Genomic DNA, 21,674 nt, shown 5'->3' with positions numbered 1-21,674 from the left:
TCCGGCAGCCTGCACGCACCGCTTTGCGGGGTGCCCTCGTCACGCCCTGCGGCCGACGGACCGTCCGGACGCGCCATCCCTGGCGCGAACCGTCCTTTCACCGACGTCCTGTCGGCTCATCCTGGCCTCCGGTTGTTCCTCAGCGCTTCGGATGCCTCTACCAAACCCCCGCCTGTAATACCTTCTTTGTTTTTTCGGATGGTGTGTTGTCTGCTGGACTGAAAGCCAAAGCCAAAGCGAAAGCCAAAGCAAAAGCCAAAGCAAAAGCAAAAGCAAAAGCTAATCACGGAATCTTACCGCTACAATCTCAGTGCCCGAAGAAGACGTGATTACCACGGATAGAGTGTAAGGCCTTTCTGACTGCTGAGCCTGAAGCCAGAGGCAATCCTGAAAAACCACAGCGATAAAGTACCCAACATAAGAAGAAGAGATAACAGCGAGGGGGTTAGAGAGGCCATCTGAACCGCTGAGCGGATGAGGGATTTCAGGACGAGCGACAGGGATGTCGCGAAGAGGCGGGTTCGCGGCAGGGATGGCGCGTCCTGCCGGTCCGTGAGAAATCCGGAAGAAGCGAAGGAACCGCGAAGCGGCGGTGAAGCAGGCCGGAGCCGGGGGTCAAGGGGCGCGGCGACTGGCGCCCCTTGTCGGTCGCCTGCAGAGGCGTGTCTGAAACTGCCCAGCTGATCAGGCGAACGAAACCCCTCTCAGCGCCCGTTCGCGCAGCGAACACCCCCAACTTTAGCGCATGCATCTGCCAGGCGAACGAAACCCCTCTCAGAGCCCGTTCGCGCAGCGAACCACCCCAGCTTCAGCTCCGCAGCAGCCCGTTCGCGCAGCGAACACTCTCCGGCGAACGCTTCTTACCCAATGGTCATCAGACTCGCATTACCACCCGCCGCCGCGGTATTCACACTCAGCGAGCGCTCAATCAGCAGACGCTCAAGCAGCAGATTGGTCTCGCCACGGGCGAAGCCCTGCACCGAAACAATCGCGCCGTCACGCGCTGCGATCTGCTCACAAAGTGTACGCAGCTGATCGGCATCGCCGTGATAGATCACCGCATCAAACTCTGCCGCTAACGGGTCACGTGCCAGCGTGATGCGCGCTTTCACGGCATCAGGCAGCGAGGCCCGCAGCGCGCGATGCAGCTCATCATCCTGCCACAGCGCTTTACTGCCCACGCTGGTGACCGCAGCCAGCTGGATCAACGCATCCTGCTCATTGTCCGCCAGACAGAGCACCAGATCGCGCGGCAGCAGCGAGAAGGTGTTGCGCTCGCCGGTCGGGCCAGGCAGCAGACGGACCACGCCCGCCTGGGCCAGCTCGCCATAGTGCTGGCAGAGTTGCGCCAGTTCAGGCTTATCTTTCGCCCAGTTGCTCAGCGCCTGATGCGGTGCCAGCAGCGACTGACGCAGCGTGCTGTCTGCCGGTCGCTCGGCATCCTGACGATCAAAGGTCAGACGCAGCGCGCCATCCGGACGACTGGCCAGCAGGCGGTAGAGATAGAGCGGACCGCCGGCTTTCGGACCGGTTCCGGATAAGCCTTCCCCGCCAAACGGCTGAACGCCAACCACCGCGCCCACCATGTTGCGGTTAACGTAGAGGTTACCGACACGGGCGTTGGCCGTGACCTGTGCGATGGTCTCGTCGATGCGGGTATGCACACCCAGCGTCAGGCCATAGCCGGAGGCGTTGATCTGCTCAACCAGCTTCGGCAGGTTGTTGCGGGTGAAGCGCACTACATGCAGCACCGGTCCAAAAATCTCTTTGTCCAGATCGCTGACCTGATTCAGCTCAATCAGCGTCGGTTTGACAAAGGTGCCGCTGGTCCACTCTTTGCTGTCCTGCGGGTTATCCTGAACCGCCTGGTAAACCGTGAAGCCCTTGTTACGCATCGCCTGAATATGGCGATCGATATTGGCTTTTGCCTCGGCATCAATCACCGGGCCGATGTCGGTAGAGAAGCGCTCCGGATTGCCCATGCGGCACTCTGCCATCGCGCCGCGCAGCATCTTCAGCGTATGGTCGGCGACATCTTCCTGAATGCAGAGCAGACGCAGGGCAGAGCAGCGCTGTCCGGCGCTGTCGAAGGCCGACGCGACGATATCGATCACCACCTGCTCAGTCAGCGCGGAGGAGTCAACGATCATCGCGTTCATCCCGCCGGTTTCCGCAATCAGCGGCACCGGACGACCGTGTTGATCAAGGCGACCGGCCAGATTCCGCTGCAGCAGGGTCGCGACTGCGGTTGAGCCGGTAAACATCACGCCACGGACCCGATTGTCCCCGGTCAGCTGCGCACCCACGGTTTCACCCTGACCCGGCAGCAGTTGCAGCACGCCCGGCGGTACACCCGCGTCCAGCAGGATCTGAACTGCCTGTGCGGCAATCAGCGGCGTCTGCTCAGCCGGTTTAGCCAGTACGCTGTTGCCTGCTGCCAGTGCAGCCGCAATCTGGCCGGTAAAGATCGCCAGCGGGAAGTTCCACGGGCTGATACAGACCACCGGACCCAGCGGACGATGCGTTTCGTTGTCGAAATCGTCACGCACCATACCGGCGTAGTAATAGAGGAAATCAACCGCTTCGCGCACTTCCGCGATGGCGTTGTTATAGGTCTTGCCTGCTTCACGCACCAGGATGCCAAGCAGCTGCTGCATCTGGCCTTCCATAATCTGTGCGGCGCGTTCCAGAATAGCCGCACGCTCCTGTGGTGGGGTGGCAAACCAGATCGGTCCGCTGTTCACGGCGGCATCCAGCGCCACAGAGACTTCCTGCTCTGTGGCTTCACGTACCTGACCCACACGATCGTTTGGTGCAGCCGGGTTCAGAATGTCGCGCAACTCACCCGCACCCGCTTCACCGTCGATCATCGGCTCGGCCAGGCAGGGCTGTGCAGCGCTGCTCAGCAGGGCGCTGGAGAGTGAGGCGAGACGGTGCTCGTTAGCCATATCCAGACCCGCTGAGTTGACGCGGTTCTCGCCATACAGCTCACGCGGCAGGGGGATCTTCGGATGCGGCAGGCCAATGGCGCCTTCGCTGATCCCCAGTTTCTCGACGGCAGTCACCGGATCGGCTACCAGCTCATCAATCGGCAGCGAGGTATCGGCAATGCGGTTTACGAACGAGGTATTGGCTCCGTTTTCCAGCAGTCGACGCACCAGATAGGCCAGCAGGGTTTCATGGGTGCCGACCGGCGCATAGATACGGCAGGGGCGATTCAGCTTGCCGTCCGCCACTTTGCCGACCACCTGCTCATACAGCGGTTCACCCATGCCGTGCAGACATTGGAACTCATACTGCCCCGGATAGTAGTTATTGCCTGCCAGCTGATAAATCGCGGCCAGGGTGTGGGCATTGTGCGTAGCAAACTGCGGATAGATCAGGCTGGGAACAGAAAGCAGTTTGCGGGCGCAGGCCAGGTAAGAGATATCAGTGTAAACCTTACGGGTGTAAACCGGGTAGCCTTCCAGACCTTCCATCTGGGCGCGCTTGATTTCGCTGTCCCAGTACGCGCCTTTCACCAGACGGATCATCAGACGACGGCGGCTGCGTTGCGCCAGATCGATCAGCTCATCGATCACAAATGGACAGCGTTTCATATAAGCCTGAATGACGAAGCCGATGCCGTTCCAGCCTTCCAGCTCTGGCTCGAAACAGAGTTTCTCCAGCATATCCAGCGACAGTTCCAGCCGGTCAGCTTCCTCTGCGTCGATGTTGATGCCGATGTCATAGGAGCGGGCCAGTAGCGTCAGTGATTTCAGAATAGGGTAGAGCTCTTCCATCACCCGCTCATACTGCGCACGGCTGTAGCGGGGATGCAGAGCTGAGAGTTTGATGGAGATGCCCGGGCCTTCATAAATGCCACGACCATTCGACGCTTTACCGATGGCGTGAATCGCCTGCTGATAAGAGAGCAGATAGGCTTTGGCATCGCCTGCGGTCAGGGCCGCTTCGCCCAGCATATCGTAAGAGTAACGGAAGCCTTTCTCTTCCAGCTTGCGGGCGTTCGCCAGCGCTTCAGCAATGGTTTCACCGGTGACGAACTGCTCACCCATCAGACGCATCGCCATATCCACGCCTTTGCGGATCAGGGGCTCGCCGCCCTTACCGATGATGCGGTTGAGCGAGCTGGAAAGATTCGCCTCGTTATGGGTCGAGACCAGACGGCCGGTAAACAGCAGGCCCCAGGTCGCGGCGTTGACAAACAGCGACGGGCTGCGGCCCAGATGCGATTGCCAGTTGCCGTTGCTGATCTTGTCGCGGATGAGCGCATCACGCGTTGGCTTGTCAGGAATACGCAGCAGCGCCTCTGCAAGGCACATCAGCGCCACGCCTTCATGTGAAGAAAGAGAGAACTCCTGGAGCAGGCTTTGCACCATACCGGCGCGTCCGGTTGCGCCTTTCTGGTGCCGCAGCTTGTCGGCGAGCTGATAAGCCAGCTGATGGGTTTTCTCTGCCAGCGCTGCCGGTAAGCGCGCCTGCTCCAGCATCATTGGTACCGCATCGGTCTCCGGACGACGCCAGGCGGCGGTCACTGCTGAACGCGTCACCGACTGAGGTAAAATCTGCTCTGCAAAGTCAAGGAACGGCTGGTGCGTCTCCTCTGGCTGGGTATCCTCAGACTCGGCCGCCACCTGGGCAGAAAGCGGGATCTCCGGCACGGCATCGCCGCTATCCAGCTGGCCCAGGTAGTTAAAGATGGCCTGTTTAATCAGCCAGTGTGGCGTGCGATCAATACGCTGCGCAGCCAGTTTGATGCGCTCACGTGTTGCGTCATCCAGTTTCACACCCATGGTGGTTGTAGCCATGACTCCAGAGCTCCTTAATAGTGGTTCGATACGGCGTTGGCTGCACTATCACTTAAGTTGCAACTTTGTGCAACCGTGTTAAATGTGAGCCAGTTAACACCCTTCTTACATCGGCAATTGTTAAATCCCACAATGCGGCACGGATATTGCTGCAAGATCCTCGCCAGGTCGGCAGGCCCGATAAAAAGCGGGTTTACGGCCGGTTATACAGAGGTACAACCGGATAACTGTGAGCGAGTGCAACCTATCAGCAAGTTTTCACAAACGGTTAGTGAAATCACTGTAACGCCTGTGTTAAATCCATTGTGCGCGGAACGCCTTTCCGGCAGGATACCGCGCCACTGGGAAATGACTGACGCCCTGACGAAGAAAATCGACCCGCTTTGCCCCGTTCCGGCAGGCGGGTAGCTGGCGATTTCTCTGGGATATCAAATAATAAGTGGAGAGACAGATGAGTGTAAGTACACCAATGCTGGTGACCTTTGTGGTTTATATTCTTGGGATGGTATTAATCGGTTTTGCGGCTTATCGCTCGACCAAAAACTTCGATGATTACATCCTCGGTGGCCGCAGTCTGGGTAGCGTGGTCACGGCACTCTCTGCCGGTGCATCCGATATGAGCGGCTGGCTGCTGATGGGCTTACCGGGTGCCATCTTCATTTCCGGCATCTCTGAGAGCTGGATTGCGATTGGCCTGACCATCGGTGCCTGGCTGAACTGGAAAATCGTGGCCGGTCGCCTGCGTGTTCAGACCGAGCATCACAACAATGCCCTGACCCTGCCGGACTTCTTTACCAGCCGCTTTGAAGACCATAGTAAAATTCTTCGCGTCATCTCCGCTATTGTGATTCTGGTATTCTTCACCATCTACTGCGCCTCGGGCGTGGTGGCCGGTGCGCGTCTTTTTGAAAGCACCTTTGGTATGGATTACCAGACGGCTCTGTGGGCGGGTGCAGCGGCAACCATCCTCTACACGCTGGTGGGCGGTTTCCTGGCGGTGAGCTGGACCGATACCGTTCAGGCAAGCCTGATGATTTTTGCGCTGATCCTGACGCCGGTGTTTGTCATTATCGCAGTAGGCGGCTGGTCCGATTCGCTGACGGTGATTGAGGCGAAAAGCCTTGAAAACCTCGACATGCTCAAAGGGCTGAACTTCGTTGCGGTCATCTCCCTGCTCGGCTGGGGTCTGGGCTACTTCGGGCAACCCCATATTCTGGCGCGCTTTATGGCGGCAGATTCGCATCGTTCTATCCGCACCGCACGCCGTATCGGTATGGCGTGGATGGTGCTCTGTCTGGCGGGTGCGGTGGCAGTCGGCTTCTTCGGTATTGCCTACTTCCAGAACAACCCGACCCTGGCAACGGGCGTCAATGACAACGCTGAGCGCGTCTTTATCGAGCTGGCGCGCATTCTGTTTAACCCGTGGATTGCCGGTATTCTGCTGTCAGCCATTCTGGCAGCTGTAATGTCCACGCTGAGCTGTCAGCTGCTGGTCTGCTCCAGCGCCCTGACCGAAGACCTCTATAAAGGCTTCCTGCGCAAAAATGCCAGCCAGAAAGAGCTGGTATGGGTAGGGCGTCTGATGGTGCTGCTGGTGGCGCTGATTGCGATTGCGCTGGCGTCGAACCCGGAAAACCGTGTGCTGGGCCTGGTAAGCTACGCATGGGCGGGCTTTGGTGCAGCGTTTGGTCCGGTAGTGCTGTTTGGCGTCTGCTGGAAGCGTATGAACCGCAACGGTGCGCTGGCGGGGATGATCATTGGTGCGCTGACCGTACTGGTATGGAAACAGTATGGCTGGCTGGGACTGTATGAAATCATCCCTGGCTTCATCTTCGCCAGTATCGCGATTGTGGTCTTCAGCCTGATGGGACGTGAACCCTCAGCCGAAGCGCAGCAGCGCTTTGCTGCCGCAGAAGCGGAGTTCCAGACCAAATAAGCGAAGCGTTAGTCATGAAAGCCCGCCCCGTAAGGAGCGGGCTTTTTTTTGTTACAAAGATAAATCACCCAAAGATGAAATTATCTCCGCCAGTAACTTGTTTTTTTCGCAGCGATAATGATAATCGGTATCGTTTACACTTTACCTGATTTTACTGTTCATTGACGCTGCTTAACATTCAAGAGGTTGGCGATGTTTGTTCCTTTTCTCATCATGCTGCGCGAAGGGCTCGAAGCCGCGCTGATAGTCAGCCTGATAGCCAGCTATCTCAAGCGCACCCAGCGCACCCAATGGTTTCCGGCGATGTGGGCGGGCGTGTTTATCGCCGCTGCGCTCTGTCTGGGCCTTGGCCTGTTCATCAATGCCACTACCGGTGAATTCCCGCAAAAAGAACAGGAGCTGTTTGAGGGCATTGTGGCGGTGATTGCGGTGGTAATCCTGACATCAATGGTTTTCTGGATGCGTAAAGTCGCCCGCAACATCAGGGTCGAGCTTGAGCAGGCGGTGGATCAGGCGCTGCAACGCTCCGGTCGTGGCGGTCTGGCGCTGGTGCTGATGGTGTTTCTTGCCGTGGCACGTGAAGGGCTGGAGTCGGTGTTCTTCCTGCTGGCGGCGTTTACGCAGGATGTCGGTTATGCGCCACCGATTGGCGCGGTACTGGGGCTGGCAACCGCCGTGGTGCTGGGCATGCTGCTTTACTGGGGCGGTATCCGTCTGAACATGGCGCATTTCTTCCGCTGGACCAGCGTCTTCATCCTGTTTGTCGCGGCGGGCCTTGCAGCCGGTGCGATTCGCGCCTTCCACGAAGCGGGATTATGGAATCGCTTTCAGGATGTGGCCTTCGATCTCAGCAATACCTTATCGACCCATTCGCTGTTCGGCACGCTGCTGGAAGGCATTCTGGGTTATCAGGAGACGCCAAGCGTTAGTGAAGTGACGATTTACTTCGTCTACCTGATCCCGGCGCTGATTCTGTTCTTTATGCCTGCGCGTCCTGCTGCGTCGGCCACGGTGTAATCAGACATTTTTTTGGCGCGCCCGTCGCGCCTGCAACTTAACAGGGAATATCGAGATGACAATGCGTTTCCGCCGCAAGGCACTGCTGCTTCCTCTGCTGGCAATCTCCGCATCGGCGACCGCAGCGGTTCCTCAGGTTACCGTAAGCGTCAATGACAGGCAGTGTGAGCCGATGAGCCTGACGGTTAAAGCTGGCAAAACCCAGTTCCTGATTAAAAATAACAGCCAGAAAGCGCTGGAGTGGGAGATCCTCAAAGGCGTGCTGGTGGTGGAAGAGCGTGAAAACATCGCGCCGGGCTTCAGTCAGAAGCTGACCGCTAATCTGGAAGCGGGCGAATATGAGATGACCTGTGGCCTGCTGAGCAATCCAAAAGGCAAGCTGATTGTAAAGGGTGAGGGCGCAGCGACAAACAGCACTTCCGCACGTATGCAGCTGGAAGGGCCGATCACCGAATATAAAGCTTATGTAACGGAGCAGGTTAACCAGCTGGTGAGCAGCACTCAGGCGTTCACGGACGCGGTTAAAGCGGGCGATGTGGAAAAAGCCAAAGCGCTGTTTGCCCCGACCCGTCAGTACTATGAGCGCATTGAGCCGATTGCTGAGCTGTTCTCCGATCTCGACGGCAGTATCGATGCCCGTGAAGATGACTACGAGAAGAAATCAGCCGATCCGAAGTTCACCGGTTTCCACCGTCTGGAAAAAGCCCTGTTTGCTGATAACAGCACCAAAGACATGGCTGACTACGCGGATAAGCTGAATAAAGATGTGAAAGATCTGCAGGTGCGCATCAGCGAACTGGCCTTCCCGCCAGCCAAAGTCGTCGGCGGCGCAGCCGGTTTGATTGAAGAAGTGGCTTCCAGCAAAATCTCCGGCGAAGAAGATCGCTACAGCCGCACCGACCTGTGGGATTTCCAGGCCAATATCGATGGTGCACAGAAAATCGTTGAGCTGCTGCGACCGCTGGTGAGCAAAGCGAATCCACAGCTGCTGGCCAAGGTAGATGCCAACTTTAAAAAAGTGGATGCGATCCTGAGCAAGTACCGCACCCAAACCGGTTTCGAATCCTATGAGAAGCTGACCAGCGCCGACCGTAACGCGCTGAAAGGGCCGATCACCGCCCTGGCGGAAGATCTTTCATTACTTCGTGGCACTCTGGGTCTGGATTAATCATGAGTCGTAAGGAAGATGACGCGCAGCCTGCGCGTCGTCGTTTACTGAAAGGACTGGGTCTGCTGGGCGGCGCGGCGGCCATCGGCGGCGGCTGTCCGTTCCATACCGCTGCCGCTGACAGCTTTTCGCCGGGTACGGTGACGCCGCAGGCGCGACAGCAGACGCAGCCGTTTTATGGTCAGCATCAGGCGGGTATCACGACGCCCCAGCAGGCATCAATGATGCTGGTGGCGTTTGATCTGCTCAGCAACGATAAAGCCGAACTGAAGCGTCTGTTTCAACTGCTGACCCAGCGTATCGCCTTTCTCACTGCGGGCGGTCCGGCACCTGCGGTCACCAATCCGCAACTGCCTCCGATGGATTCCGGTATTCTGGGGGCGACTATCGCGCCGGATAATCTGACGATTACCGTGTCGGTCGGGCATTCGCTGTTTGATGAACGCTTTGATCTGGCGCCGCATAAGCCGAAAAAATTGCAGCCGATGACGCGCTTCCCCAATGATTCGCTGGATGCCAGCCAGTGTCACGGCGATTTGCTGTTACAGCTCTGTGCCAACACTCAGGATACGGTGATTCATGCCCTGCGTGACATCATCAAGCATACGCCCGACTTGCTGGGTGTACGCTGGCGGCGCGAAGGCTTTATCTCCGACCACGCGGCACGCAGTCAGGGGCAGGAGACGCCGATCAATCTGCTGGGCTTTAAAGATGGCACGGCGAATCCGGATACCCGTAATTCTGCACTGATGAATCAACTGCTTTGGGTGACCGCGGACCAGGAAGAACCGGTCTGGGCACGCAACGGCAGCTATCAGGCCGTGCGGCTTATCCGCTTTCACGTGGAAATGTGGGACCGCACGCCGCTGGGTGAGCAGCAGACCATCTTTGGCCGCGAGAAGCTGAGCGGTGCGCCGCTGGGAATGAAGCATGAGCGTGACGTGCCGGATTATGCCCGTGACCCGGATGGCGACGTGATTGCACTGGATGCACATATTCGCCTTGCTAACCCTCGCACACCTGAGACGGCCAGCAGCCTGATGCTGCGACGCGGCTACAGTTACTCGGCGGGTATCTCCGCCTCCGGCCAGCTGGAGATGGGGCTGCTGTTCGTCTGCTACCAGCACGATCTGGAACGTGGATTTCTTACCGTGCAGCAGCGTCTGAACGGTGAAGCGCTGGAAGAATATATCCGGCCTTTTGGCGGCGGTTACTTTTTTGCTTTGCCCGGTGTCCCCGACGCCAGCCATTATTTAGCGCAGCCGTTGCTGGAGTCCTGATTAAATTTTAACCATCGCAGGCGGCTCATCCCTGACCGCCTGCCTTTTCGGTTTCAGCACTTTGCTTACTGAGTTTTCGCTGAGATTAAGCCATGCTCTGGCATATATCAAATAAGCTAATTCACTGTAATCTATGAATTTTACATCTCGCCTTAAAAGAAATAGTTACGTGTGATTAGCAATTCCTTTGCCAGCAGGTAAAATTACTATTGCAAAAGTCCAACGAAATGATGCACTTTATTCAACAGGCGTAATCGGATGTGTCGATGTATCACACTGGAGTTCGCGCATGGGTCGAGTCTTTTATGGAACGTTACTGTCACTGAATAAATTGCGCCTGACCGCGAGGACAATTCTGCCTCGTTATTTCTCCCTTCCTTCAACCATTTCTTTTGTCTTAGCACAGCCTGTTTTATCCGGTGTTCAGCCACGCTATTGCGCTGCTGCATACCCACTATCCTGTCCTGTCATGGCTCAAAAGGAAGCCAACTGAAACCTCTAAAGCGTTCACGTAATCGCAACGGGCCACCGGCCTCGCGCAGGAAATGAAACCAACTGAAAGGTGCCACTATGGGAAGACAGAAAGCAGTGATCAAAGCGCGTCGGGAAGCGAGAAGAGTGCTTCGTAATGACTCACGGAGTCATCGTCAGCGTGAAGAAGAGTCGGTCACTTCGCTGGTGCATATGAGCGGACTGGATGCAATTGGCATGGCGCGCGATACGCGTGACCGGCTACCGATTGAAGCCCGTAATGAAGCTCAGGCGCACTATCTCAATGCCATAGGAACGAAACAGCTGATCTTTGCAACCGGTGAGGCCGGATGTGGTAAAACCTGGATTAGTGCTGCGAAAGCGGCTGAGGCCCTGATTAATAAGGATATCGACAGGATTATTGTTACGCGCCCGGTACTTCAGGCAGATGAGGATTTGGGATTCCTGCCCGGTGATATTTCTGAGAAATTCGCCCCTTATTTCCGCCCGGTTTATGACATTCTGGTTAAACGTCTTGGCGCATCATTTATGCAATATTGTCTGCGTCCGGAAATTGCCAAAGTAGAGATTGCGCCCTTCGCCTATATGCGAGGCCGCACCTTTGAAAATGCTGTGGTGATTCTGGACGAGGCGCAGAACGTGACCGCCGCGCAGATGAAAATGTTCCTGACCCGACTGGGCGAAAACGTCACGGTCATTGTTAACGGCGATATTACCCAGTGCGACTTGCCCGCTGGGGTGCCTTCCGGTCTCGCGGACGCGCTGGCGCGTTTTGAAGAGGACGAGATGGTGGGCATTGTGCGCTTTGGCAAAGAGGATTGTGTGCGTTCTGCGCTGTGTCAGCGCACCCTGCACGCATATAGCTAGCGTTTGATTGAGTAGAAGTGTAGCGCCCAAACCCGGCCCCGGCCGGGTTTTCTTATTGTGGGGTAGCGTCGCAGGCTCCGCTGTCCAGCATGCTGTGCATGCTGTGCATGCTGTGCATGCTGTCGAACCCCGGCGGGGCTTCTCACCCCCCTTACTGTGCAATAGGCAAAAAAAAAGCCTGAACATAAGTTCAGGCTCTTCTTTAGAATGTGGCGGTGAGAGGGGGATTCGAACCCCCGATACGTTGCCGTATACACACTTTCCAGGCGTGCTCCTTCAGCCACTCGGACACCTCACCACATTTACTTCGCTGACCGCGCTGGGTCAACGGGGCGGTACTATAGGGAGTCGGCTGAAAAGGGTCAAGCACTATTTTTTTCTTTCGATCTATTCGCTTAAGCTCTGAACGAATCGATTTACTGCGGCTTAAAATCGGGCATTTATGCGCCATATTCCACAGTAATAAAGAAGCCGATCGGGTCATGTTAAGGACGGCGTGACGACTGAAATTACCCGGAGCGACGTCCGGGCCTGTATCCCAGCCAGACGCCGCTCCGTCAGACGCTAAATCAGCTCTTCACCCGATTAGCGAAGCTCTTACGCAGCTTCTGCAGTTTCGGTGGGATGACTGCCATGCAGTAACCATTGCGCTGACCGGCACCTTCCCAGTAATCCTGATGATAGGCTTCAGCGGGATACCACTCTTTCAGCGGCTCAATGGTGGTCACAACCGGCACATCATGATCAGTCTGGGCGCGTTCAATGGCGGCGCGCGCTTCTGCTTCCTGCTCGGCATTCGCCGGGAAAATGGCAGAGCGATACTGGGTGCCGATATCATTGCCCTGACGGTTCAACTGGGTCGGATCATGCGTGACAAAGCTGATATCCAGCAGATCGCCATAAGTTACCTGCTCCGGATCAAAACCAATGCGGATCGCTTCTGCATGACCGGTTGCGCCACTGCAGACCTGCTCATAGGTCGGATTAGGACGGGCACCGCCGGTATAGCCGCTTTCAACCGACTCAACGCCGATCACATCCTTAAATACCGCTTCGGTACACCAGAAACAGCCGCCAGCGATAACTGCGTATTCGATTGCCATAATAATTTACTCCTGTCAGGTCGAAAGAGGTGAATGGGGGCGCAGCAGAGCGCTTTCAACTAGATGAGCATCTCCGGTTTAAAATCTCCGCTCTTATCCAGCATTTTGTCGCTCATCACGCTAAACCGGCCTTCACCGGTGTAGTGCAGGGTCGGGGGATATTCGGGCTGCTCAGCGACATGCGCTTTGACGATCTCAAAAATAAACAGGTTGTAGCGGGCGACCATGGCGTCGTCATAAAGCTGACATTCAAAGCTGGCAAAACATTCGGCAATCATCGGCGCACCCACTACCTGAGCCGGCTCCGGCGTCAGGCCAAAGGCTTCAAACTTATCAATACTGTCACCGTGGCTGTTGCCGACAGCCACCACTTCATTAATCAGCGAGGCGGAAGGAATATTCAGCACGCACTGACCGCTGTTGCGGATCAGCTCGTGGCTGTGATTCATACCGGCAATCATGCAGCCGACCAGGGACGGCGAGAACTCCAGCACCGTGTGCCAGCCGAGCGTCATGATGTCATGCTGATCCTGATACTGCGAGCTGAGCAGCAGCACCGGTCCCGGCTCAAGGTATTTGCGGGCTTTGCTGACCGGAAAAGCATATTTGTGCATGCGTTGGCTCATGGCGTAGCTCCTTTAACGGAAGGGTGCCATTAAGTGTAGAGCACACTGCGGGTGCGGCGGAAAGGTCAGTGGTCATAAAGGTAAGGTCAACAGGGAAACAGGGCAGAGCAGACATTTTTACCGGCAGTCTTACGAGCTTAAGGTTTCCTTAATATGCAGTCGCGATACTGCCTGCTCTAACGGAGGATAATGCTATGAAAACTGCGCCTGCTACCCTGTCTGTCACTGCTTCACGTCCGATGAGCGAATATGCTGCACTGCTGATCGCCGCAGCAACAGTTGTTCTGTTTCTGTCTGCCTGGTTTACCGCTTAAAACTTAATGACGGCCCGGCAACCGCTCCGGTCGCGACGGTTCTCTAAGAAAAACTGAAAACGGTGTAACTGGACGATGCGGCTGACAATGCTCAGCCCGAGTCCGATACCGCCATAGCGACTGTCCATCCGGATAAACGCTTTACTCAGCTCGCCACTTTTACTCTCATCAATGCCCGGTCCCTCATCTTCCACTACCATCATGGGCTGTGGCACAGACAACAGCTGCACGCTGATGGTGCTGTTATCCGGGCTATAGCGATGGGCGTTCTCAACCAGATTACGCAGCAACATCTTCAGCAGGGTCGCATCACCACGCACAAACTGCTCCTGCGGCAGATCCAGCACCAGCGTCTGCTGATGCGCCTCCAGCATAATACTCAGCTCCGCTTCCATCGGCAGGATCACATCTTCAATCAGCCCGACGTTCTGATAGGTGCCCGAAGTGAATGACTGTCCGGCGCGCGCCAGATTCAGCAGCTGTGACACGCTGTGGGTCATCTGATCCAGACGCTGCACCAGCGGCTGAACTTTGACATCGCTGTTGCGTTCGATTAACTCCAGATGCAGCCGTAATCCCGCCAGCGGCGTGCGCAACTCATGCGCCACGTCGGCGGTAAACAGCCGCTCGCGCTCCAGACTGCTGTTGAGGCGGGCGACCAGCTGATTGATCGCCTGAGTCACCGCATCGATCTCATGAACCTGACTGTGACAGGCGACGGGATCGAGATTCTCTTCGCTGCGGCTTTCGAGTTCCCGCTGCAGCTGATAGAGCGGCCGGGTGATCCATTTCACCGCCTGATAGCAAAGCAGCAGCGTCAGCGTAATCATCACCAGGCTCGGCACCGCCAGGCTGGCCACCGCTTCATGGACTTCTCGCTTCACGTGACTGTCCATGTTGCGCTTCTGCAGTTGGGCTTCCACCAGAAACTGAATCTGCTCTTTACTCTCATGCCACAGCCAGACCACGCTGATCACCTGGAAGACCAGCAGAATCAGACCAATGGTCAGGATCAGGCGAAAGCGCATACTGCGGTGATCGAAACGTTTTATCATATGGCCTCGCGAACGCCACCCTGCGTCACCAGCGCATAACCAAACCCGCGCACGGTACGAATGGCGCTTTTGCCAATTTTGTCGCGCAGATTATGGATATGCACTTCCAGCGTATTAGTAGAAGGCTCGGTCTCCCAGTTATAGATGTCCTGGTAGAGAATTTCCCGGTGAACCGGATTGCCGGCCTTCAGCATCAGTCGTGACAGAATCGCAAACTCTTTGGGTGTCAGATCCAGCAGCACATCGCTGAGGGTGATCTGACGATGGGTCATATCCAGCGCCAGCGCGCCGACTCTCACCTGGCTGTCGCCCTGATTGACGTGACGGCGGATCAGCGCACGGATCCGCGCCAGCAGCTCATCCAGCGAAAACGGTTTAATCAGATAGTCGTCAGCACCCGCGTCGAGCCCGGCAATGCGCTCGCTGATGGTGTCGCGCGCGGTCAGTATCAGCACCGGCGTCATCTTTTTCTGCCGCCGCAGTCGTATCAGGAAATGCAGGCCATCTTCGTCCGGCAAACCCAGATCCAGCACCACCAGACTATAGAGACCGCTGGCGAAATGCGCTTCAGCATCCCGCACCCGCGTCACGCCATCGCAGACATAGCCTTCGCCTTCCAGCGCCAGCATCAGGCCTTGCAGTAGCAGCGCATCATCTTCAACAATCAGTATCTTCATTAAGGTTGGCTCCGACACGACGTCAAAATATCATCCGCAGGCACATATTCGTGGGTCGCGGTGCCGGTTAATCCCAGCATGGTTGAAAACAGATTATCCTGTGAAAAATCGTCTGTCGCCGCCAGTTTATTCAGACAGCCGCGATTAACCGCATAACGTTTCTGATAATCATCGGAAAGCCAGATCAGCATCGGCACATGTTTCTGCGTATCCGGGGCAATAGCATAGGGCAGGCCATGCAGGTAAGCGCCATTTTCACCCAGCGATTCACCGTGATCGGAAAGATAGACCAGGCTGGTGGTGAAGCGATCCTGATGCGCGCGCAGGACATTGATTGCTTTATCGACAATATGATCCACATTGACCAGCGTGTTGTCATAGGTGTTGATCAGCTGTTGTTGCGAACAATCCTGAATCTGATTGGTGTCACAGGTCGGTTCAAACTGACGGAACTGTGGCGGATATCGATGGCTGTAGGTCGGGCCATGACTGCCAATGGTGTGCAGGACAATGACCCCGTTGCCTTTCAGCTGGCTGATGTAGTCGTCCAGCCCGTGGAACAGTACGTCGTCATAACACTCACCATCAATACACATGCCGGGCAGGTTCAGGCTGGTCATATCCTGATGCGGCACCCGGTCACAGGCCCCTTTACAGCCACCATCATTTTCATTCCATAACACGCTGATGCCAGCGCGCTGAATAATATCCAGCAGTCCCTCCTGATGAGCGGCCAGCACATCATCATAGTGCGCGCGCGGCATGTTGGAGAACATGCAGGGCACCGAAACCGCCGTCGCCGTGCCGCACGAGGTGGTGTGCGGGAAGTAGATCACATCGTCTTTCGCCAGTAAAGGATTGGTCAGACGACCGTAACCGCCCAGCGAGAAGTTTTGCGCGCGCGACGTCTCTCCCAGCACCAGAATCGTCAGATTTGGCTTACCGCTGCTGCGGCTGGGCTGCAGATGGGCATCTTCACCGATGCGCACCAGCGGCACATTCTGCAGTTGCTCATGCTTATACCAGGAGAGCGTTGCCGCAATGCTGTTCGACGGGCTGAGCGCTTTAACCAGCTCGCGGTTGTTGCGGAACAGCGAAGCGTAATCTTTATAGAAGAGCAGGGCGACCAGCACGATCAGCGCGGCGGAAAGCAGCACGCTGAGCAGTCGCGCCAGCACGCCACGCCACTGCTGCCGTTTTATGCGCGGCCAGAACACCAGCAACGCCATCAGCACGCCCGAGGTGAGCAGGGTAAGAAGCAGCTGCGGCGTAATCAGCGCAAAGGATTCAGAAGCGGTGGTATCCATCATGTTGGTGATCATCGAGCGATCGACCACGATGTTATAAGTCTGAATAAAAAACTGTGCCGACGCAGAGAGCAGAATAAACAGGGCGGCCAGCAGCCGATCCAGCCAGACAAACGAGGCCAGCGTAATCACGATGTTAATCACGCTAAAGGCGACTACAGGCATCGTTAAAAATACCAGCGTGGTATGCAGGTTGTTCAGCGGCATGACCGCCAGCACCTGACGGTAGTAGGCAATATTAAGGAAAACCGCGATATAAACCGCAGCCAGGATCAGCAAACTTAGGCGGCTAATCAGCGGCCTCTTCAGGGTAAACGCCATGTGAGCAGGAACCAGAGTAATAAAAGTGTCACGAGATTGCGCTTTCTATATTAGGAAAACCTTAAGAAACTTAAGCTTTGAAGAATGTCATTCGTATGGAATACGTAACGGGTATCACTCCAGCGTGATGCGGACCGATACCGCTACGATTATTAAAAAAGGAACAGGTGTAAATGGCGCTTTTCTGCTGACTTAACCGCAGCGGCTGGCATGAAAAGTGCATATTTCTGGCATAACCCCTGTTAATGACTACACTTAATGTGAAGATGTTCTCAGTTAGCCAGTATTGTCAGCAATGCGCTTGCAAGTTTGAGGAGAGTGACCTATCCAATCACCGCGTTTTACCCCTCAATCACCGCTTTATCAGAATTTCCCGCTTGCTGACCTGACTGCGTCAGGACATTCTTGTTTTAACTCAATGTTTTATTAAATTTGATTTTCAGGAGAAGTAACGTGACCCAAGCGGCAGACACCCATGCCAGGTACCCGACATTAAGCAGCGGGCAGTACGCCTTCTTTTTTGATGTCGACGGTACGCTGGCAGCGATACAGTCCCGTCCCGAAGCGGTATTTATTCCTGAGCAGGTCATCGCACAACTTCAACAACTCTCTGCGCTTTCTCAGGGCGCACTGGCGCTGGTCTCCGGCAGACCCATCGAACAACTGGATGCGCTGGCTGCACCGTGGTACGGCCCGGCGGCGGGCGTGCATGGCGCTGAGCGTCGGGATGCAGAGGGGCATGTGCAGCGCATCAGCCTGCCTGTTGAGGTCGAAAAAAATCTCAGGAAGGAATTGCAGGATGCGATGGCATGCTGGCCTGGCACTCAGCTTGAGGTGAAAGGCATGGCCTTTGCACTTCACTACCGTCAGGCGATGCAGCATGAGCAGGATGTGTTGCGACTGGCTGAACAGTCAGTGAAGCGTTTCCCGGGACTGGCGCTTCAGCCAGGGAAATGCGTGGTTGAGATTAAACCGGCAGGCATCGATAAAGGTGCCGCAATCAGCGACTTTATGCAGCAGCCCCCTTTTGCTGGACGCACGCCAGTCTTTATTGGCGACGATTTGACGGATGAGAAGGGCTTCCTGGCCGTTAACGAACGGCAGGGCGTCTCAGTTAAAGTCGGCGAAGGGTCAAGCCAGGCCGGTTATCGGCTAAATGATGTCGATGCCGTTTATGGCTGGCTGGAAAGAACATTATTACTATTAGAGCAAGACAACGTCGGTAAGGAGTTTAGGTTATGAGTCGTTTAGTGGTTGTATCTAACCGTGTCGCCATGCCAGATGGGTCTAAAACCAGCGCAGGCGGCCTGGCCGTCGGCATTCTCGATGCACTGAAAAGCACCGGTGGATTATGGTTTGGCTGGAACGGTGAAATCAGCGAGTTCACCGGCGAAGAAGTAGAAGACGTCAGTGTGCAGGAACATGAAGGTATCGAGTATGCTTCCTTCCCGCTGAGCCAGAACGATTACGATCTCTATTATTGCCAGTTCTCAAACACGGTTATCTGGCCCGCCTTCCATTATCGCCTCGATCTGGTGCAGTTCCAGCGTGAAGCGTGGGAAGGGTATTGCGAGGTTAATGACGCGGTGGCGCAGCGTTTAAAACCGCTGATCAAACCGGATGATATTGTCTGGATCCACGATTATCATTTCTTACCGTTTGCTGCCGCGCTGCGTCGGGCCGGGATTAATAACCGCATCGGCTTCTTCCTGCATATTCCGTTCCCGACGCCAGAAATATTCAATGCACTGCCTCCGCACAAAGAGCTGCTGGAAATGCTGTGTGAATATGACCTGCTTGGCTTCCAGACTGAATCGGATCGGGTGGCCTTCCTGGACAGCGTCAGTCAGCTTACGCAACTGCAGAATAAAGGCGACAAAAAGCATCGCGCCTTTGGCAACACCTTTATGACTGAGGTCTATCCGATCGGGATTGAGCCAGACAGTATTAAAGAGATGGCCGAAGGGCCACTGCCACCGAAAATGGCTGCCATGAAGAAAGAGCTGGGCGATGCACGCAACATTATTGCCTGCGAACGTCTCGACTATTCCAAAGGGCTGCCGGAGCGCTTTCTTGCCTATGAAGCGCTGCTGGAAAACTTCCCGCAGCATCGCGGCAAAATCCGTTACTCGCAGATTGCACCGACCTCACGTGGTGATGTGCAGGCCTATCAGGATATCCGGCATCAGCTGGAGACCGAAGCAGGACGGATTAACGGTAAGTACGGTACGCTGGGCTGGACCCCGCTTTACTACCTTAACCAGCATTTCGACCGTCGCCTGCTGATGAAAATCTTCCGCCTGACCGATGTAGGTCTGGTGACGCCGCTGCGTGATGGCATGAATCTGGTCGCGAAAGAGTATGTCGCTGCGCAGGACCCGGACGATCCTGGTGTACTGGTGCTGTCGCGCTTTGCCGGTGCCGCTAACGAACTGACCTCAGCGCTGATAGTGAATCCGTATGACCGTGATGAAGTCGCTGCTGCGCTGGATAAGGCGATAACCATGCCGCGTACCGAAAGGATTTCACGCTACAACGACATGATGGCGGTATTGCGCAAAAACGACATTACTGCCTGGCGTGAGAGCTTCCTGAAGGATCTGGAGCGCATTGACCCACGCAGCGTTGACCACAGCACCGCGAACAAGGTAGCGACCTTCCCGAAACTCGCCTGACCTGAGCCTTTATCGCAATAATGGAAGCAGCGATACCACCCTGGTATCGCTGCTTTTTTTCGGCCCAGCTCACAGAAAACTCGCCCGCTATCTGTTAAAGACGCTGTGCGGCGATTTTGTGCCAATATCCTCAGTGGCGGCGCAGAGTGGCCCGATATATGCAGAGAACCTCAAAAACCCAGTCATACCGCTGCCCGCCGCTTTCTTTAACTACTTTGCTAAAGTTTTTTTTCAGACTGCCGATAATGATAGTGCCAACGTATAACCTGCCGTTAATTCATTCGCCTTTCTTATGTAACCCCTTGTTACATCGGGTGTCGGAGCCTGAACATTCTGCTGTCACTGTTAACGCCAGGTTGCCAGAAGCCCCTCTTACTGCCGTAGAAACCTTAACGATTTCATTACTCACACCCTGCGATACTCCCCTTAAGTAACTAATTTAACAGCAAATAACGCCCCACCTTTCCAGCATAATATGCTGACAACCCTCTTTTAGATGGTTCTAAATAGGGTGTTAAAACGATTAACACCCGATAATCATTCCGGACTACTTAAAGCGTCGAATAGCGATGCTTTTACCCCCTATTAAACCTTTCTCAGGACAAATTGGACTTAAAAACACACTTTTTTGTTCAAAAAGTGACCAGTCGGTAAGTAATCGTAAAGGGTTGCTGAAGAAATTTGCGTTAAAAGTGTGATCTGCATCACACTTTATCTAAAATTTCATCTGACTGTCGTTGTATGTCGAAATCAGACGATATAGATTTGCGTTGTTTTCGGAATAGTCCTAAAAAACGTAAGAAGACGTCACGGAAGATGTCCTGAACTCGAAAATAGAATGGCATGGATTTTCGACCTTCAGTGGGTCTGAAACCCACGAAAATAGAAGGCGAAAAACAGTGACATTGAAATTATGTGAAGTTTTTTTGCCATCTTTTGATTTAACAAACAGCAGCTCGAACCGCAGGTTTTAATCTGCGATACAGTTACGTCGCATCTCTCAGGATGGAAAAATAATGGGCACCTCTGAAGTACTGAAACATATTTATGACCTCAATTTGTCTTATTTACTGCTCGCGCAGCGTTTAATTAACCAGGATAAAGCTTCTGCAATGTTTCGCCTCGGCATTGACGAGAAAATGGCGAACGCATTATCTGAATTAACATTGCCTGAGATGGTAAAAATGGCGGAAACCAATCAACTGGTTTGCCAGTTCCGTTTTACCGATAGCAGCACCATTAATCGCCTGACGCAGGAATCACGCGTGGATGATTTACAACAAATCCACACCGGCATTTTATTATCGAGCCGTTTATTGCGTAATGCGTCTAAAGATGAAGCGTCTGCTAAAAAGAGAGCAATGTCATGAGTGAGAAAAGTATTGTTCAGGAAGCACGTGATATTCAGCTCGCGATGGAGCTGATCACTTTAGGTGCGCGCTTACAGATGTTAGAGAGTGAAACTCAGCTGAGCCGTGGTCGTCTGATCAAGCTCTATAAAGAGTTACGTGGCAGTCCGCCGCCAAAAGGCATGCTGCCGTTCTCCACGGACTGGTTTATGACGTGGGAGCAGAACATCCATGCTTCTATGTTTTGCAACGCCTGGAAATTTTTACTGAAAACCGGTTTGTGCAGCGGTGTCGATGCCGTAATTAAAGCCTACCGTTTATATCTCGAACAGTGTCCGCAATCGGACGAGGGCCCGCTGTTGGCGCTGACCCGCGCCTGGACCCTGGTCCGATTCGTTGAAAGTGGCATGCTGGAACTGGCGGATTGCAAATGCTGCAACGGCAGCTTTATTAATCATGCGCATCAGCCGGTTGGCAGCTTTACCTGCAGCCTGTGCCAGCCACCATCACGTGCCGTAAAAAGACGTAAACTTTCTGCAGAACCTGCCGATATGTTTCCACAACTGCTGGATGAACAGGTTAAACACGCCGTTTAAGTTTGTTCGCACTGTGGAAGCCATCCAGCAGCGGTTAATACCGCTGCTTTTTTTTGCTTGCGGTTCAGGAATAACCTCTGCGG

Annotated in this window: 15 protein-coding genes and 1 tRNA gene; 9 read left to right on the top strand and 7 right to left on the bottom strand. The window is 54.9% G+C overall.

The window, feature by feature from the left end:
* Nucleotides 1-860 precede the first annotated feature (860 nt).
* Nucleotides 861-4,808, bottom strand: coding sequence for a trifunctional transcriptional regulator/proline dehydrogenase/L-glutamate gamma-semialdehyde dehydrogenase (gene putA, locus FA92_RS09985; RefSeq protein ID WP_033783357.1), 3,948 nt, complete (start codon nt 4,806-4,808; stop codon nt 861-863).
* A 451-nt stretch (nt 4,809-5,259) separates the two neighbouring features.
* On the opposite strand from putA, the gene putP reads away from it, so the two are divergent.
* The 5 genes from putP (at nt 5,260) to phoH (ending at nt 11,568) form a co-directional block, all read left to right on the top strand.
* Nucleotides 5,260-6,744, top strand: a complete 1,485-nt coding sequence (gene putP, locus FA92_RS09980) for a sodium/proline symporter PutP (protein WP_033732967.1) — start codon at nt 5,260-5,262, stop codon at nt 6,742-6,744.
* A gap of 192 nt (nt 6,745-6,936) precedes the next feature.
* Complete coding sequence (gene efeU, locus FA92_RS09975; protein WP_033783356.1) at nt 6,937-7,761, top strand: iron uptake transporter permease EfeU; 825 nt, start codon at nt 6,937-6,939, stop codon at nt 7,759-7,761.
* A 55-nt stretch (nt 7,762-7,816) separates the two neighbouring features.
* Entirely contained in the window at nt 7,817-8,929 is a 1,113-nt protein-coding gene (gene efeO / locus FA92_RS09970) for an iron uptake system protein EfeO (protein ID WP_033783355.1), read from the top strand.
* 2 nt (nt 8,930-8,931) lie between these two features.
* Complete coding sequence (gene efeB / locus FA92_RS09965; protein ID WP_033783353.1) at nt 8,932-10,209, top strand: iron uptake transporter deferrochelatase/peroxidase subunit; 1,278 nt, start codon at nt 8,932-8,934, stop codon at nt 10,207-10,209.
* Nucleotides 10,210-10,779: 570 nt separating this feature from the next.
* Nucleotides 10,780-11,568, top strand: a complete 789-nt coding sequence (gene phoH / locus FA92_RS09960) for a phosphate starvation-inducible protein PhoH (RefSeq protein ID WP_033732961.1) — start codon at nt 10,780-10,782, stop codon at nt 11,566-11,568.
* A 210-nt stretch (nt 11,569-11,778) separates the two neighbouring features.
* On the opposite strand, the gene FA92_RS09955 is transcribed toward phoH, so the two are convergent.
* From FA92_RS09955 to eptA, 6 genes are all read right to left on the bottom strand, one after another.
* Nucleotides 11,779-11,866, bottom strand: a tRNA-Ser gene (locus FA92_RS09955).
* A 271-nt stretch (nt 11,867-12,137) separates the two neighbouring features.
* On the bottom strand, nt 12,138-12,671 hold the full coding sequence (msrA, locus tag FA92_RS09950) for a peptide-methionine (S)-S-oxide reductase MsrA (protein WP_033783351.1): 534 nt from the start codon (nt 12,669-12,671) through the stop codon (nt 12,138-12,140).
* A 59-nt stretch (nt 12,672-12,730) separates the two neighbouring features.
* Nucleotides 12,731-13,297, bottom strand: coding sequence for a flavin reductase family protein (locus FA92_RS09945; protein ID WP_033783350.1), 567 nt, complete (start codon nt 13,295-13,297; stop codon nt 12,731-12,733).
* Between the two features lie 310 nt (nt 13,298-13,607).
* A complete protein-coding gene (gene pmrB, locus FA92_RS09940; RefSeq protein WP_013358238.1) occupies nt 13,608-14,666 on the bottom strand; it encodes a two-component system sensor histidine kinase PmrB in 1,059 nt (352 codons plus the stop codon).
* The gene (pmrA, locus tag FA92_RS09935; RefSeq protein ID WP_033783349.1) at nt 14,663-15,343 is read right to left on the bottom strand and encodes a two-component system response regulator PmrA; all 681 of its coding nucleotides are present in this window, start codon (nt 15,341-15,343) and stop codon (nt 14,663-14,665) included. Before pmrA ends, pmrB begins: the two co-directional genes overlap by 4 nt.
* A complete protein-coding gene (gene eptA, locus FA92_RS09930; protein ID WP_033783348.1) occupies nt 15,343-16,971 on the bottom strand; it encodes a phosphoethanolamine transferase EptA in 1,629 nt (542 codons plus the stop codon). The genes pmrA and eptA overlap by 1 nt, the downstream gene beginning before the upstream one ends.
* A gap of 453 nt (nt 16,972-17,424) precedes the next feature.
* Between eptA and otsB the strand changes: the two genes are divergently transcribed.
* The 4 genes from otsB to flhC all read left to right on the top strand — a co-directional run bounded on the left by otsB (nt 17,425) and on the right by flhC (nt 21,591).
* Nucleotides 17,425-18,213, top strand: coding sequence for a trehalose-phosphatase (otsB, locus tag FA92_RS09925; protein ID WP_033783347.1), 789 nt, complete (start codon nt 17,425-17,427; stop codon nt 18,211-18,213).
* Nucleotides 18,210-19,646 carry an alpha,alpha-trehalose-phosphate synthase gene (otsA, locus tag FA92_RS09920; RefSeq protein WP_033783346.1) on the top strand — a complete coding sequence of 479 codons (1,437 nt, stop codon included), beginning with the start codon at nt 18,210-18,212 and terminating at the stop codon, nt 19,644-19,646. The genes otsB and otsA overlap by 4 nt, the downstream gene beginning before the upstream one ends.
* 1,016 nt (nt 19,647-20,662) lie before the next feature.
* The gene (flhD, locus tag FA92_RS09915; RefSeq protein WP_033783345.1) at nt 20,663-21,016 is read left to right on the top strand and encodes a flagellar transcriptional regulator FlhD; all 354 of its coding nucleotides are present in this window, start codon (nt 20,663-20,665) and stop codon (nt 21,014-21,016) included.
* Nucleotides 21,013-21,591 carry a flagellar transcriptional regulator FlhC gene (flhC, locus tag FA92_RS09910; protein ID WP_013358233.1) on the top strand — a complete coding sequence of 193 codons (579 nt, stop codon included), beginning with the start codon at nt 21,013-21,015 and terminating at the stop codon, nt 21,589-21,591. The genes flhD and flhC overlap by 4 nt, the downstream gene beginning before the upstream one ends.
* Nucleotides 21,592-21,674: the final 83 nt, after the last annotated feature.

Source organism: Pantoea sp. 9140 (assembly GCF_000745295.1).
In the GTDB taxonomy this organism is placed as follows: domain Bacteria; phylum Pseudomonadota; class Gammaproteobacteria; order Enterobacterales; family Enterobacteriaceae; genus Pantoea; species Pantoea vagans.
Note: the sequence above shows the minus strand (reverse complement) of the source record. Positions and strands in the feature narration are given on the sequence as shown.